The sequence below is a fragment of the Thiobacillus sp. genome (genome assembly GCA_024235835.1).
GTDB lineage: Bacteria > Pseudomonadota > Gammaproteobacteria > Burkholderiales > Thiobacillaceae > PFJX01.
This window is the reverse complement of record JACKLQ010000001.1, coordinates 454,664-468,697: the sequence shown is the minus strand read 5'-3', so window position 1 is coordinate 468,697 and position 14,034 is coordinate 454,664. Positions and strand designations below refer to the sequence as shown.

The window sequence follows — 14,034 nt, the reverse complement described above, 5'->3', positions numbered from 1 at the left end:
TATCCCCGAGGCACCTTCCCGGGGCAGCTTTATTGTTGAGCCTGGTTCATGCGCATGAGTCGCTGGGCCAGGGTGCCGATGATGCGGCGGGAGAGGGGCGCGGAGAAGCGCATCAGTTCTTCCAGCATCTGGGGGGGAAGCACCAGGGCGGTGACCTCGGTCTCCGCCCGCACGCTGGCGGTGCGGGTTTCGTTGAGCAGGTAGGCCATCTCGCCGATGAGGTTGCCTTCGTTCAGCTCCACCAGTTTTTTCTCGCTGTGATCCAGTTTTTTGTACACGCCCACCCGACCGGCATGGATGAAGATGGCTTCCCTGGAGGTGTCTCCCTCCTGGATCAGGGTTTCACCCGCGTCATACACATGGCCGTATTTGGCCAGTAGGCGGTTGGCTCGGGCGAAGACGATGCCCTCCAGTTTGCTTGCGCCTTGTCCCTCGGCATGGAGGAAGAGCTTTTCCAGGGCTGCCACATCCACCTTGGTGAGGGCATAGAGGAACTGGGCCCAGAAGTAGAAGGCCACGCAGGCGAAATAGGCGCCGATGAGGATGAACACCACCCCCCCCAACGCGCCGTACACGGCCTGGTATTTCTCGATGCGGAAGAAATGGCCGAACCCCAGGAACAGGCAGGCCAGGGTCAGGGTGGCCAGGGCGCTGACCAGCAGGGCGGGTTTTCTAGGCGGGCGGGCCAGGGGCAGGCGTCGGAAGGCCAGGTAGACCAGGCCCCATACTGCAGTGAAGGCAAAGCCCACGTTCAGGAATTTCAACACCCTGGCCTTGCCCAGGCCCAACAGGTCCGCCTGGAGGAAGAAGTTGAGGCTGGCCTGGATGGCCACCGCCACCAGCACCAGGCCAAAAACCAGGGGAATGATGAGCAGGGGCAAAGCCCACTTGACCACGAACTTGCGCTTGGCCTCGTCGGGAAAGATCACCCGGAAGGCGGATTGCAGTGCATTGAGCAGCCCCCTTGAAGAGAGCAGCAGGGTGAGAAGGCCCACGCCGCCGGCAGTCACCTGGGTCTTTTGCGGGATCACTCCCAACATGGAGAGCTGTTCCAGATTGAACTGCTCGTACAAAGCCGCCAACAGGATCACCGCGGGGTCGGAGGATTCCGCCACCTTTACCAGTACCTGGGTCAGGTAGGTCAGCAGCAGTACCAGGGGGGCGGCAGAGAGCAGGAAATAAAAGGCCGTGGCAGCCGCATGGTTCTGCAGTTCGTTCTTCACGAAAAGTCGCCAGGCCGTATAGGACGTCTGCATGAACCAGTCCAGGCGGTTCAGTTGGCTTTCATCCAGATGGGGGGCCTTGAGATGGGGGCGATGCATGGCCGATATGAAGATGGTGTCAGGCGGTAAAATGTCAGCATTATTTATCCAGGAAACGCTTCATGTCTTTGATTCGTCCTTTTCCCGCCCTGCGTCCTGCCCCCGGCCGCGCCGCCGAGGTGATCGCGCCCCCCTATGACGTGCTCAATACCGCCGAGGCTCGAGCCATGGCCGAGGGCCGGCCCTGGAGCTTCCTGCATATCTCCAAGCCGGAGATCGACCTGCCTGCGGATACCGATCCCTATGCCCCGGAGGTCTACGCCAAGGCGGCAGAGAATCTGAAGAGGATGATCGATGCCGGCGTGCTGAAGCAGGACGGCCAGGCCTGCTACTACGCCTACCGCCTGATCATGGGGGACCACGTGCAGGTGGGCCTGGTGGCCGCGGCCAGCGTGGCGGACTACGACACCAACCGCATCCGCAAGCATGAGTTCACCCGACCGGACAAGGAAGACGACCGGGTGCGCCAGATCGACGCCCTGAACGCCCAGACCGGCCCGGTGCTGCTAGCCTATCCTTCGGCCCCGGAAGTCGACTCCATCCTGGCGGCGGCCACCCAGGGCGAGCCCGACGCTGACAGCGTGGCGCCGGAATCCGGCGTGCGCCATACCCTCTGGGTGATCCGGGATGGGGCGACCCTGGCCAGGCTGACGGAACTGTTCGACGGCATGCATGCCCTCTACATCGCCGACGGCCACCATCGATCCGCCTCCGCTTCCCGCATCTGCGCCGCCCGCAAGGCCGCGGGCCATGCCGGAGACGAGGCCTACAACCATTTCCTTTCGGTGATCTTCCCCCACCACCAGATGCGCATCCTGGACTACAACCGGGTGATCAAGGACCTGAACGGACTATCCGAGGCTGAATTCATGGCCAGGGTCGCCGACAACTTCATGATCGAACAGGTTGACGAGGCCGTTAAGCCTGCCCATCCCGGGGAATTCGGCATGTACCTGAGTGGTCGCTGGAGCCGGCTCACCATCCGTGGTGACCTGATTCCCCAAGCCGACCCCGTGGGCCGCCTGGACGTGAGCCTGCTGCAGAACAACCTCATCACCCCGGTACTGGGCATCAACGACCCGCGACGAGACAAGCGCATCGACTTCGTGGGCGGCATACGCGGCCTGGCGGAACTGGAGAAGCGGGTGGATTCCGGCGAGATGGCCCTGGCTTTTTCCCTCCATGCCACCCGCATGGAGGACCTCATGGCCGTGGCGGACGCCAATGAGGTGATGCCGCCCAAATCAACCTGGTTCGAGCCCAAGCTGGCCGACGGGATGGCCTCCCACATGCTCTGACCAGTTTGCTTCAGCCATGAAAAACGCCCGGCATGGCCGGGCGTTTTTCATGTTTCAGGAGCTGACGTCAGACCGTGGTGAGGCTTTCGTCGTGGGCCTCGCCTTTCTGCTCTTCGTCAAAAAGCAATTGAATCTCGCCAGCCTCGTTCACGTCCACGGTCACCCCGCCTCCTTCGGCCAGCCGGCCGAACAACAATTCGTCGGCCAGGGCCTTGCGGATGGTGTCCTGGATCAGACGGGCCATGGGGCGCGCGCCCATGAGGGGGTCGAACCCCTTGCCGGCCAGCCACTTGCGCAGGCCATCGGTGAAATGGACTTCCACCTTCTTGGCATGGAGTTGCTCCTCCAGTTGCAGCAGGAACTTGTCCACCACGCGCAGGATGATGTCTTCCGACAAGGGCGAGAAGGAAATGGTGGCATCCAGACGGTTGCGGAATTCGGGACTGAACATGCGCTTGATCTCCGCCATCTCGTCCCCCGATGTCTTGGCCTTGGTGAAGCCGATGGACGTCTTGTTGATGGCCTCGGCCCCCGCGTTGGTGGTCATGATGATGATGACGTTGCGGAAGTCGGACTTGCGTCCGTTGTTGTCCGTCAGGGTGCCGTGGTCCATGACCTGGAGCAGCACGTTGAAGATGTCCGGGTGGGACTTCTCGATCTCGTCCAGAAGCAGCACCGCGTAGGGATGCTTGGTGATGGCCTCGGTGAGCAGGCCACCCTGTTCGAAGCCCACGTAGCCGGGTGGCGCGCCGATGAGGCGGGACACGGCATGACGCTCCATGTATTCAGACATGTCGAATCGGATCAGCTCCACGCCCAGGGTAAAGGCCAGCTGGCGCGCCACCTCTGTCTTGCCCACGCCGGTAGGGCCGGAAAACAGGAAGGAGCCGATGGGTTTGGAGGGGTTGCCCAGGCCTGAGCGGGACATCTTGATGGCGGTGGCCAGGGCAAGGATGGCCGCATCCTGGCCGAACACCACGTTCTTCAGGTCCCGGTCCAGTTTTTTCAGGGCGTTGCGTTCGTCGCTGGCCACGGTCTTGGCCGGCACCCGGGCGATCTTGGCGACGATGTCCTCGATTTCCTTGGGGGTGATCGTGCGCCGCTGCTTGGATTTGGGCTGGATGCGCTGGGCCGCGCCGGCCTCGTCGATGACGTCGATGGCCTTGTCCGGCAGGTGGCGGTCGTTGATGAAGCGGGCGGAAAGTTCGGCCGCCGTGGACAGGGCGCCCTGGGTGTATTTGACGTTGTGGTGGGCCTCGAAGCGGGACTTGAGGCCCTTGAGGATGGCCACGGTCTCTTCCACGGAGGGTTCCTTCACGTCCACTTTCTGGAAACGGCGGGAGAGGGCGTGGTCCTTCTCGAAGATGCCCCGGAACTCGTTGTAGGTGGTGGCGCCGATGCAGCGCAGCTGGCCGGAGGAGAGGGCGGGCTTGAGCAGGTTGGAGGCATCCAGGGTACCGCCCGAGGCAGCACCGGCGCCGATGACCGTGTGGATCTCGTCGATGAACAGGATGGCCTTGGGATTGCCCGCCAGCTGCTTGATCACCGCCTTGAGCCGCTGCTCGAAATCGCCCCGGTACTTTGTGCCGGCCAACAGGGCACCCATGTCCAGGGCGAAGACCGTGGCACCTTCCAACACGTCCGGCACGTCGTTCATGATGATGCGACGGGCCAGGCCTTCGGCAATGGCGGTCTTGCCCACGCCGGCCTCGCCCACCAGCAGGGGATTGTTCTTGCGGCGTCGGCAGAGGGTCTGGATGACTCGCTCCAGTTCCTGGTCCCGGCCGATGAGAGGGTCGATCTTGCCGGCCAGGGCCTGGGCGTTCAGGTTTACGGTGAAGGAATCCAGGGGAGAGGCGGTCTTTTCCTCGGCCTCGCCCTGATCACCCGCAGGCTCGCCGCGGGAAGAGGGGGCTGCCTCCTGGGGGGTCTTGGCGATGCCATGGGAAATGAAGTTCACCACGTCCAGGCGGGTCAGGCCCTGCTGGGTGAGGAAATGCAGGGCGTGGGAATCCTTTTCGCCGAAGATGGCCACCAGCACGTTGGCGCCGGTCACTTCCTTCTTGCCGGAGGACTGCACATGCAGGATGGCGCGCTGGATGACACGCTGGAAGCCCAGGGTGGGCTGGGTGTCCACTTCGCTTTCGCCGGGGACGCGCGGGGTGTGGCGTTCGATGAAATCGACGAGCTTCTTGCGCAGGTCGTCGATATTGGTGGCGCAGGCCCGGAGCACTTCCGCGGCGGACGGATTGTCGAGCATGGCCAGCAGGAGATGTTCCACGGTTATGAACTCGTGGCGTTTCTGCCGGGCCTCCATGAAGGCCATGTGCAGGCTGACTTCCAACTCCTGGGCGATCATCGATCTTCCTCCATAACGCACTGCAGCGGGTGCTGATGACTTCGGGAATACCCCGTCACCTGGTGAACCTTGGATTCAGCCACATCCCTGGGGAACACCCCAGCCACACCAACGCCTTCATTATGCACTTTGAGCATGACCAGGGTGGCTTGTTCGCGGTCCATGAAAAAAAATTGCTCCAGCACCTTCACCACGAACTCCATGGGCGTGTAATCGTCATTCAGCAGCAAAACTTTAAACAAAGGAGGAGGATCCGCGGGGATGAGTTCCGTCGCGAATTCCGATTCTTCTTTTTGGCGAACAGCCATGTCTTATTGGGGTTCGAGGATGACTGGGACAAAAGGGATTGTGGAGCCCTGAACTTTTTTTTCAAGTCACTGTTCAAGGTGATTGACGTTATGGGGAAAGGCCGAGTAAAAAGCCGCCGTTTGGCCTTGGTTCTGAAGTACTGGTCCGGCTGAACGGTCAACTCGTTTATTGGAGGAGTAGTTGCAATGGCCACCGGCACTGTGAAATGGTTTAACGACTCTAAAGGCTTTGGTTTCATTACCCCTGATGGCGGTGGCGATGATCTCTTCGCCCATTTTTCCGCGATCCAGGGAAAAGGCTTCAAAACCCTGAAAGAGAACCAGCGCGTTACGTTCGACGTGGTGGACGGTCCCAAGGGCAAACAGGCAGCCAACATCCAACCGATGTAAGCGGAGCCATCGGTCATTCTGACGAAGGTCATCGTGACACCCCTGCAGGCGGAGATCCCGCCTGCTTCTCCCCGGAAGTCCTCCTAAAAAAGCCTGCAATCAGGCTTTCATACTTCGGCCCCTGTGCTATACGTCAAACAAGGCGTTGGTGCTGGAGTGGCTTAAGAATGAACTCCCCTCAAAGAGCACGGCCCGGCGAAGGTCATTCGCCAGGAGAAGTTGCCCAATTACTACTAGGTCTTGAGAGACAGAAGGAAGAATTGGGCCCCATCGCCGATGAACTTCTGGAACTACTCCACCGCATGGGGGTGAGCGAATCACCCCCGGAAAAAGCGGATTTCACTCCATCCAGCGGATGATTTCCTTGCCGAAGGCGGAGCAGGGGATTTCCTTGGCGTTATCCATGAGTCGGGCGAAGTCGTAGGTTACGGTCCTGGCCTGGATGGCGCCGTCCATGCCCTTGATGATCAGGTCCGCCGCCTCCAGCCAGCCCATGTGGCGCAGCATCATTTCCCCGGAAAGCACGATGGAGCCCGGGTTCACATAGTCCTTGCCGGCGTACTTGGGCGCGGTCCCGTGGGTGGCTTCGAACATGGCCACGGTGTTGGACATGTTGGCCCCCGGGGCAATGCCAATGCCGCCCACCTCGGCCGCCAGGGCATCGGAGACATAGTCACCGTTGAGGTTCAGGGTGGCGATCACGTCATATTCGGCGGGCCGCAGCAGGATCTGCTGCAGGAAGGCATCGGCGATCACGTCCTTGATGACGATGCCGTTCGGCAGTTCCATCCACGGGCCTTCGCCGATCAGCTTGGCGCCAAACTCGCGCGCCGCCAGTTCATAGCCCCACTTCTTGAAGCCCCCCTCGGTGAACTTCATGATGTTGCCCTTGTGCACCAGGGTCACGGACTTGCGATTGTTGTCGATGGCGTACTGGATGGCCTTGCGGATCAGGCGCTCGGAGCCTTCCACGGACACGGGCTTGATGCCGATGGCGGAGGTCTCGGGAAAGCGGATCTTCTTGACGCCCATTTCCTTTTGCAGGAATTCGATGACCTTCTTCACCTCGGGGGAGCCGGCTTCCCATTCCACGCCGGCATAGATGTCCTCGGTGTTCTCCCGGAAGATCACCATGTCCACCTTTTCGGGTTCCTTCACGGGGGAGGGCACGCCCTGGAAGTAGCGCACGGGACGCAGGCAGACATACAGGTCCAGCATCTGGCGCAGGGCCACGTTCAGGGAACGGATGCCGCCGGAGGTGGGGGTGGTCAGGGGGCCCTTGATGGACACCACGTAGTCCTTGGCGGCCTGGACGGTTTCGTCCGGCATCCAGGTGTCGGGATCATAGACCTTGGTGGCCTTCTCGCCGGCATAGACTTCCATCCACTCGATCCTTCGCTTGCCATCGTAGGCCTTGGCCACGGCGGCATCCAGAACAGCGCGCATGACCGGGGTGATGTCCACGCCGGTACCGTCACCCTCGATGAAGGGGATAATGGGCCGGTCCGGCACATTCAGGGAATTATCGGCGTTGACGGTGATCTTCTCGCCCTGGGCGGGCACCTGAATGCGGCTGGTCACAATGACTCCTGACATAAAAGAATACGTACTCAATAAGTAAGCGATGGCCCGCATCATCCTGTTCAACAAGCCCTATGGGGTGCTGAGCCAGTTCACATCTGAGGCGGGCCACCCCAGCTTGAAGGATTACATCCCTTTGCCTGGGGTATACGCGGCCGGTCGGCTGGATGCGGACAGCGAGGGTCTGCTGATTTTAACTGACGACGGCGCCCTCCAGCACCGCCTGGCCCATCCCCGCCACAAGCAGCCCAAGAGTTATTGGGCCCAGGTGGAGGGGGAACCCGGGGAGCAGGCCCTGGATCAACTGCGTCGGGGCGTGGACCTGGGGGATTTCATCACCCAGCCCGCCCAGGCCCGGGAAATCCCAGAGCCGGTGGGGCTTTGGCCCCGGGACCCACCCATCCGCTTTCGCAAGGCCATTCCCACCGCGTGGCTGGAGATCGTCCTGGTGGAAGGCAAGAACCGGCAGGTGCGCCGCATGACCGCCAAGGTGGGCCTGCCCACCCTGCGGCTGGTACGCTGGCGAATCGGCGAATGGTCCGTGGACAATCTGGCGCCGGGTCAATGGCGGGTTTTGGAAGTGCCTTCGCCCCAACCCCCCGCCACTGCAGAACGAGGCAGGCGTCCCATGGGCGGCAAGCCAGCCTCAGGCACCTGGCGCACAAGAGGCAAGCAGAAAGGATGAGATGAAGAAGCAAGAACATGAAGAGCAAGCCGGGGTCTACACCGCCCCCTGGGAGCGGGCCTTCGACCGGGTGCTGACCCCCTTCGAGGAATTCGTCCACCGGCAGACCACGTCGGGCATGCTGCTCATGGCCACGGCCTTGGTGGCCCTGATCCTGGCCAACAGCGCGATGGCCCATTTCTATCACGACGTGGCCCATGCACAGATCGCCCTCAGCATCGGTCCCTGGGCCCTGTCCAAGACCCTGCACCACTGGGTGAACGACGGTCTGATGGCCCTGTTCTTCTTTGTCGTGGGCCTGGAACTGAAGCGGGAGATGCTGGTGGGGGAACTTGCGGAACCCCGCCAGTCGGCCCTGCCCATCGCCGCCGCCATCGGCGGCATGGTGGTGCCCGCGCTGCTCTTCTACGTCATCAACCCCGGCGGCGATGCAGCCCGGGGCTGGGGCATCCCGATGGCCACGGACATCGCCTTCGCCATCGGCGCCCTGGCCCTCATGGCCGGGCGGGTACACAAGGGGCTCATCACTTTCCTGGTGGCCCTGGCCATCGTGGACGACCTGGGGGCGGTGCTGGTGATCGCCCTGTTCTACACGGAATCCATCAACATGGCCGCCCTGGGTGTGGCAGGCGGCCTGATCTTCCTGCTGGTGGCCATGAACATGGGAGGTATCCGTCGCCTGCTGCCCTATTACCTGCTGGGGGCGGTGCTCTGGCTGGCCCTGTTGAAATCCGGACTGCACGCCACCCTGGCCGGGGTGATCACGGCCTTCATCGTGCCGGCCCGGCCCAAGTACGACCCTGCCCGCTTCAGCCAGCACGTGCGGGAATTGGTGGACCGCTTCGAGGCCAGTTACGTGCCCGGCCAGAACATCATGACCAACGACAAGCTCCGGGCCGTGGTGCAGACCCTGGAAAACGGCGTGCACCAGGTGGAAACCCCCTTGCAGCGGGCGGAACACATCTGGCACCTGCCCGTGGCCTTCCTGGTGATCCCGGTGTTCGCCCTGTTCAATGCGGGCATCCCCATCGACTTCGGCCAGATGGGACAGACCCTGGGCCACCCTGTCACCCTGGGGGTGCTGGCCGGGCTGGTGCTGGGCAAGTTCATCGGTATCACCGGGGCCAGTTGGCTGGCCCTGAAAGCGGGCATCGCCCAGCTGCCGGCAGGCACTCGCTTCAGCCAGGTGGCCGGGGTGGGCCTGCTGGGGGGCATCGGCTTCACCATGTCCATCTTCATCGCCGAACTGGGCTTTGCCCACCAGCCTGAATTCCTGCTCATGGCCAAGACGGGCATCCTGGCAGCCTCCCTGTTGTCAGGGGTGGCTGGCCTGGCCTGGATCTATTTCACAACAAGGAAAGCCACTTAGGCCCGGTGGCCGATCTTCTCCCGCCAGGCCCGGGCCCGGTGCAGCACCTCCGCCTTGTCCAGGGTCAGGCATTCGCCGTCTTCCACCACGGTCTTGCCTGATATCCATACATGGCGCACGGAGCGACGGTCGGCGCCGTAGACCAGATGGGAAACGGGGCCGTAGCAGGGCTGGGTCTCAGGGCCTGAAAGGTCCACGGCCACCAGGTCTGCCTGCTTGCCCGGCACCAGGGAGCCGATGAATCCATCCAGTCCCAGGGCCTTTGCCCCGGCCAGGGTGGCCATCTCCAGGGCGGCATGGGCTGGGACGGCGGCCGGATCGCCGGACACCCCCTTGGCCAGCAGGGCCGTGAGGCGCATCTCCTCCCACAGGTCCAGGCGGTTGTTGCTGGCGGCGCTGTCCGTGCCGATCCCCACATTGATGCCCTTGCCTACTAATTGAGCAACAGGGGCCAGGCCGCTGGCCAGTTTCAGGTTGGAGGAGGGGCAGTGGGCCACGTGACAACCATGCTCCGCCAGCAGGTCGATTTCTCCTTCCGACAGGTGCACGGCGTGGACGCTGATGAAACTGGGCCCCAGCAGACCCAGGTTGCGCAGCCGGGCCAGGGGGCGCAGTTGGTGGCTGGCCAACCCCCGGGTGATCTCGTCCCGGGTCTCGTGCACGTGCATGTGGATGGGCAGGTCCAGCTGGGCGGCATAGGTGGCCACCTTTTCAAGGGTCCTGTCACTGGTGGAGTAGGGCGCGTGAGGGGCCAGGCAGAAGTGGGCCAGGGGCTCATCCTTCCAGGCATCCCTTGCCTCGATGCCCTTGTGCAGGTAGCCGTCCGGATCGGCGGCATAAGGGGTCGGGAAATCGATGACGATCAGGCCGGCGACCACTCGCTGATGGGCTCCCACGGCCGCTTCCAGGGTGATCTCGGGGAAAAAGTACATGTCGTTGAAGCAGGTGATGCCATTCCGCAGCATCTCCAGGCTGGCCAGGTGGGTGCCGTCCCGCACGAATTCGGGCGACATCCAGCGGCCCTCCGCCGGCCAGATATAGTCCTGGAGCCAGGCCATGAGGGGCACGTCATCCGCGAAGCCCCGCAGCAGGGTCATGGCTGCATGGGTGTGCAGGTTGACCAGGCCGGGAACAAGGACTTGTCCGGGCAGGGACTTCCTCTGGGTGGCGGTCCAGGCGTCCGCTTCTGCATGGGGCAGGAGGGCGGCGATATGGCCGTTCTTCACCAGCAGGCTGTGACGGTGCAACACCACACCTGCGGGTTCCACGGGAACGATCCACTCCGGATCGAGGCGCAGATCGCAGGACAACGCGTGTTCAGGCACGGACATGGCGGCGGCAGGCTGTGGATAACATCCGGAATGCTAATGGTTTTCAGGGTCGGGGGAGGCCGGTCGGCATGTTAATATCCCGCAAATTTTTTCCATCCACATAACAAGGCTTATTCCGCAATGGAAAATCAGTTCGCCAAGGAGACATTGCCCGTCAGTCTGGAAGAGGAGATGCGCCGCTCCTACCTGGATTACGCCATGAGCGTGATCGTGGGCCGCGCCCTGCCGGATGTGCGGGACGGCCTGAAACCCGTGCACCGGCGCGTGCTGTTCGCCATGCACGAACTCTCCAACGACTGGAACAAGGCGTACAAGAAATCCGCCCGCGTGGTGGGTGACGTCATCGGTAAATACCACCCCCACGGCGACACGGCGGTGTACGACACCATCGTGCGCATGGCCCAGGACTTCTCCCTGCGCTACCCCCTGGTGGACGGCCAGGGCAACTTCGGCTCCGTGGATGGCGACAACGCCGCCGCCATGCGTTACACCGAAATCCGCATGGCCAAGCTGGCCCACGAACTGCTGGCGGACATCGACAAGGAAACCGTCGACTTCGGCCCCAACTACGACGGCTCCGAACACGAGCCCCTGATCCTGCCGGCCAAGTTCCCCAACCTGCTGGTGAACGGCTCCACCGGCATCGCCGTGGGCATGGCCACCAACATCCCGCCCCACAACATGGGCGAGATCATCGATGCCTGCATGGCGGTGCTGAACGACCCGTTTATCTCCATCGACGATCTGATTGACATCGTCCCCGCCCCCGACTTCCCCACCGCCGGCATCATCTACGGCACCACCGGGGTGAAGGACGGCTACCGCACCGGTCGCGGCCGGGTGGTGATGCGGGCCAAGTGCCATTTCGAGGACATCGAGAAGGGCGGCGGCCGCCAGGCCGTCATCATCGACGAGCTGCCCTACCAGGTGAACAAGGCCAACCTGTGCGCCAAGATCGGCGAACTGGTGCGGGAAAAGCGCCTGGAGGGTATCTCTGAAATCCGTGACGAGTCGGACAAGTCCGGCATGCGCGTGGTCATCGAGCTGAAGCGGGGCGAAGTCCCTGAAGTGATCCTGAACAATCTGTACAAAGAAACGCAGATGCAGGACACCTTCGGCATGAACATGGTGGCCCTGCTGGATGGCCAGCCCCGCCTGCTGAACCTGAAGCAGTTCCTGGAGGCCTTCCTCAAGCACCGGCGCGAAGTCGTCACCCGCCGCACCCAGTTCGAGCTGCGCAAGGCCCGGGCACGCGGGCATATTTTGGAAGGCCTGGCCGTGGCCCTGGCCAACGTGGACGAGATCATCGCCCTCATCAAGGCCTCCGCCACGCCTCCCGAGGCCAAGGAGGCCCTGCTGTCCAAGCCCTGGCGCTCCCAGGTGGTGGAAGACATGCTGGACCGGGCCAAGGGCAATCAGCTTTCCGCCAGCCGCGACGACTTCCGCCCCCAGGACCTGGAACCCCAGTACGGCCTGCACAAGCAGGGCTACTTCCTCACGGAAGTCCAGGCCCAGGCCATCCTGGACCTGCGCCTGCAACGTCTCACCGGCCTGGAGCAGGACAAGATCGTCGGCGAGTACAAGGAAGTCATGGAGCGCATCGCCGACCTGCTGGACATCCTGGACAAGCCCGGCCGGGTCACGGAGATCATCACCACGGAACTGGGCGAAATGAAGGCCGCCTTCGGCGACAAGCGCCGTTCCGAGATCATCGTCGACGCCCGCGAGATGTCCATGGAAGACCTCATCACGCCCCAGGACGTGGTGGTCACCCTGTCCCACACCGGCTACATCAAGGCCCAGCCCCTGGACGAGTACCGCACCCAGAAGCGGGGCGGCCGCGGCAAGATGGCGGCGGGCACCAAGGAAGAGGACTTCATCGACAACCTCTTCATCGCCAACACCCACGACTACATCCTGTGCTTCACCAGCCGGGGCAAGCTGTTCTGGCTCAAGGTCTACGAAGTACCCCAGGGCGGCCGCGCGGCCCGGGGCAAGCCCATCGTCAACCTGCTCAAGCTGGAAGAGGGCGAGGTGGTCACCGCCATCCTGCCGGTGAAGGAATTCGACGACCAGCATTACGTGTTCATGGCCACGGCCCTGGGCACGGTGAAGAAGACCGTGCTTTCCGACTTCTCCCGCCCGCGCACTGCCGGCATCATCGCCATCAACCTGGACGAAGGCGACCAGCTGGTGGGCGTGGCCATCACCAACGGCAGCCAGCAGATCATGCTGTTCTCCAACGAGGGCAAGGCCAACCGCTTCAGTGAAGAGGAAGTCCGCTCCATGGGCCGTGTCTCCCGGGGTGTGCGCGGCATCAAGATGCCCGCCGGCGCCGAGGTCATCAGCCTGCTGGTGGCCCAGAGCGACGACGAGCAGGTGCTGGCCGCCACGGAAAACGGCTATGGCAAGCGCACCCCGGTGGGCGAATACCGCCACACCGGCCGGGGCACCCAGGGCGTCATCGCCATTTCCACCTCCGCCCGCAACGGCAAGGTGGTGGCGGCAGTATTGGTGGAGTCGGATGACGAGGTCATGCTCATCACCACCGGCGGCGTGCTGATCCGCACCCGGGTGAAGGAAATCCGGGCGGCAGGACGCTCCACCCAGGGTGTCACCCTCATCAACCTGGGCGAGGGCGAGAAGCTGTCCGGCCTGCAACCGGTGCTGGATTCCGAGGAAGAGGAATAAGTTGTCGTAGTTGGGGTTTAGGTGGGGCTGAGCAAGGCGAAGTCCAACATTCCAGGTTTTGTTGGGCTTCCTGCTTTAGCCCAACCTACGGATAATTCAGGCGTTTCGCGGAGGAGCTTGCCCATGTCTGGCGCCATCATCTTTTGGGCCCTTGTGGTCATCGTGCTGGTCTACGCCATCTTCGTCTACAACAGCCTGGTGCAGATCAAGCACAACGTTTCCAAGGCCTGGTCAAACATCGACGTGCTGCTCAAGCAGCGCCACGACGAACTGCCAAAGCTGGTGGAGGCCTGCAGGCAATACAAGCAGTTCGAACAGGACACCCTGCGGCAGGTCACCGAAGCCCGGGCCCAGGTCCAGTCCGCCAGCCAGGCCCAGGACATCCCCGCCCTGGGCGTGGCGGAGAGCGCCCTGCGGGTGGGGCTGGGCCAGATTTTCGCCGTGATGGAGGCCTACCCGGAACTGCGCGCCAACGAGCAGTTCGCCCAGCTCATGCAGCGCGTCACAAGCCTGGAAGAGGGCATCGCCGACCGGCGCGAGTTCTATAACGAGAGCGTCAACATCAATAACGTCCGCATCGAACAGTTCCCGGACAATTTCGTCGCCAGGCTGTTCAGCTTCGGTCCCCGGCCCCTGCTGACCTTCAAGGCGGACGACCTGAAGGACGTGGACATCAAGAAACTCTTCGGCTGAGCGGCTG

11 protein-coding genes are annotated in these 14,034 nt (G+C 62.8%); 6 read left to right on the top strand and 5 right to left on the bottom strand.

What is annotated here, in order from left to right:
• Nucleotides 1–29 precede the first annotated feature (29 nt).
• Nucleotides 30–1,322, bottom strand: a complete 1,293-nt coding sequence (locus tag H6935_02305; protein ID MCP5277176.1) for a YihY/virulence factor BrkB family protein — start codon at nt 1,320–1,322, stop codon at nt 30–32.
• 62 nt (nt 1,323–1,384) lie between these two features.
• Here H6935_02305 and H6935_02300 point away from each other — a divergent pair, with 62 nt between their 5' ends.
• Entirely contained in the window at nt 1,385–2,620 is a 1,236-nt protein-coding gene (locus H6935_02300) for a DUF1015 domain-containing protein (protein ID MCP5277175.1), read from the top strand.
• A 67-nt stretch (nt 2,621–2,687) separates the two neighbouring features.
• Here the strand turns inward: H6935_02300 and clpA are convergent, their stop codons facing one another.
• Nucleotides 2,688–4,979, bottom strand: coding sequence for an ATP-dependent Clp protease ATP-binding subunit ClpA (gene clpA, locus H6935_02295; protein MCP5277174.1), 2,292 nt, complete (start codon nt 4,977–4,979; stop codon nt 2,688–2,690).
• Nucleotides 4,976–5,287: an ATP-dependent Clp protease adapter ClpS gene (gene clpS, locus H6935_02290; GenBank protein MCP5277173.1), complete on the bottom strand. Its 312-nt coding sequence runs from the start codon at nt 5,285–5,287 to the stop codon at nt 4,976–4,978. Before clpS ends, clpA begins: the two co-directional genes overlap by 4 nt.
• A 186-nt stretch (nt 5,288–5,473) precedes the next feature.
• Here clpS and H6935_02285 point away from each other — a divergent pair, with 186 nt between their 5' ends.
• A complete protein-coding gene (locus H6935_02285; protein MCP5277172.1) occupies nt 5,474–5,677 on the top strand; it encodes a cold-shock protein in 204 nt (67 codons plus the stop codon).
• Nucleotides 5,678–6,016: 339 nt separating this feature from the next.
• On the opposite strand, the gene icd is transcribed toward H6935_02285, so the two are convergent.
• Nucleotides 6,017–7,258, bottom strand: a complete 1,242-nt coding sequence (icd, locus tag H6935_02280) for an NADP-dependent isocitrate dehydrogenase (protein ID MCP5277171.1) — start codon at nt 7,256–7,258, stop codon at nt 6,017–6,019.
• A gap of 43 nt (nt 7,259–7,301) precedes the next feature.
• Between icd and H6935_02275 the strand changes: the two genes are divergently transcribed.
• The gene (locus H6935_02275; GenBank protein ID MCP5277170.1) at nt 7,302–7,943 is read left to right on the top strand and encodes an rRNA large subunit pseudouridine synthase E; all 642 of its coding nucleotides are present in this window, start codon (nt 7,302–7,304) and stop codon (nt 7,941–7,943) included.
• Nucleotide 7,944: 1 nt separating this feature from the next.
• Nucleotides 7,945–9,312: a Na+/H+ antiporter NhaA gene (gene nhaA / locus H6935_02270; protein ID MCP5277169.1), complete on the top strand. Its 1,368-nt coding sequence runs from the start codon at nt 7,945–7,947 to the stop codon at nt 9,310–9,312.
• On the opposite strand, the gene H6935_02265 is transcribed toward nhaA, so the two are convergent.
• Nucleotides 9,309–10,643 carry a TRZ/ATZ family hydrolase gene (locus H6935_02265; protein ID MCP5277168.1) on the bottom strand — a complete coding sequence of 445 codons (1,335 nt, stop codon included), beginning with the start codon at nt 10,641–10,643 and terminating at the stop codon, nt 9,309–9,311. The genes nhaA and H6935_02265 overlap by 4 nt on opposite strands.
• Before the next feature lie 120 nt (nt 10,644–10,763).
• Between H6935_02265 and gyrA the strand changes: the two genes are divergently transcribed.
• Both gyrA and H6935_02255 read left to right on the top strand, forming a co-directional pair.
• Nucleotides 10,764–13,334 carry a DNA gyrase subunit A gene (gyrA, locus tag H6935_02260; GenBank protein ID MCP5277167.1) on the top strand — a complete coding sequence of 857 codons (2,571 nt, stop codon included), beginning with the start codon at nt 10,764–10,766 and terminating at the stop codon, nt 13,332–13,334.
• Between the two features lie 123 nt (nt 13,335–13,457).
• On the top strand, nt 13,458–14,027 hold the full coding sequence (locus tag H6935_02255) for a LemA family protein (GenBank protein ID MCP5277166.1): 570 nt from the start codon (nt 13,458–13,460) through the stop codon (nt 14,025–14,027).
• Nucleotides 14,028–14,034: the final 7 nt, after the last annotated feature.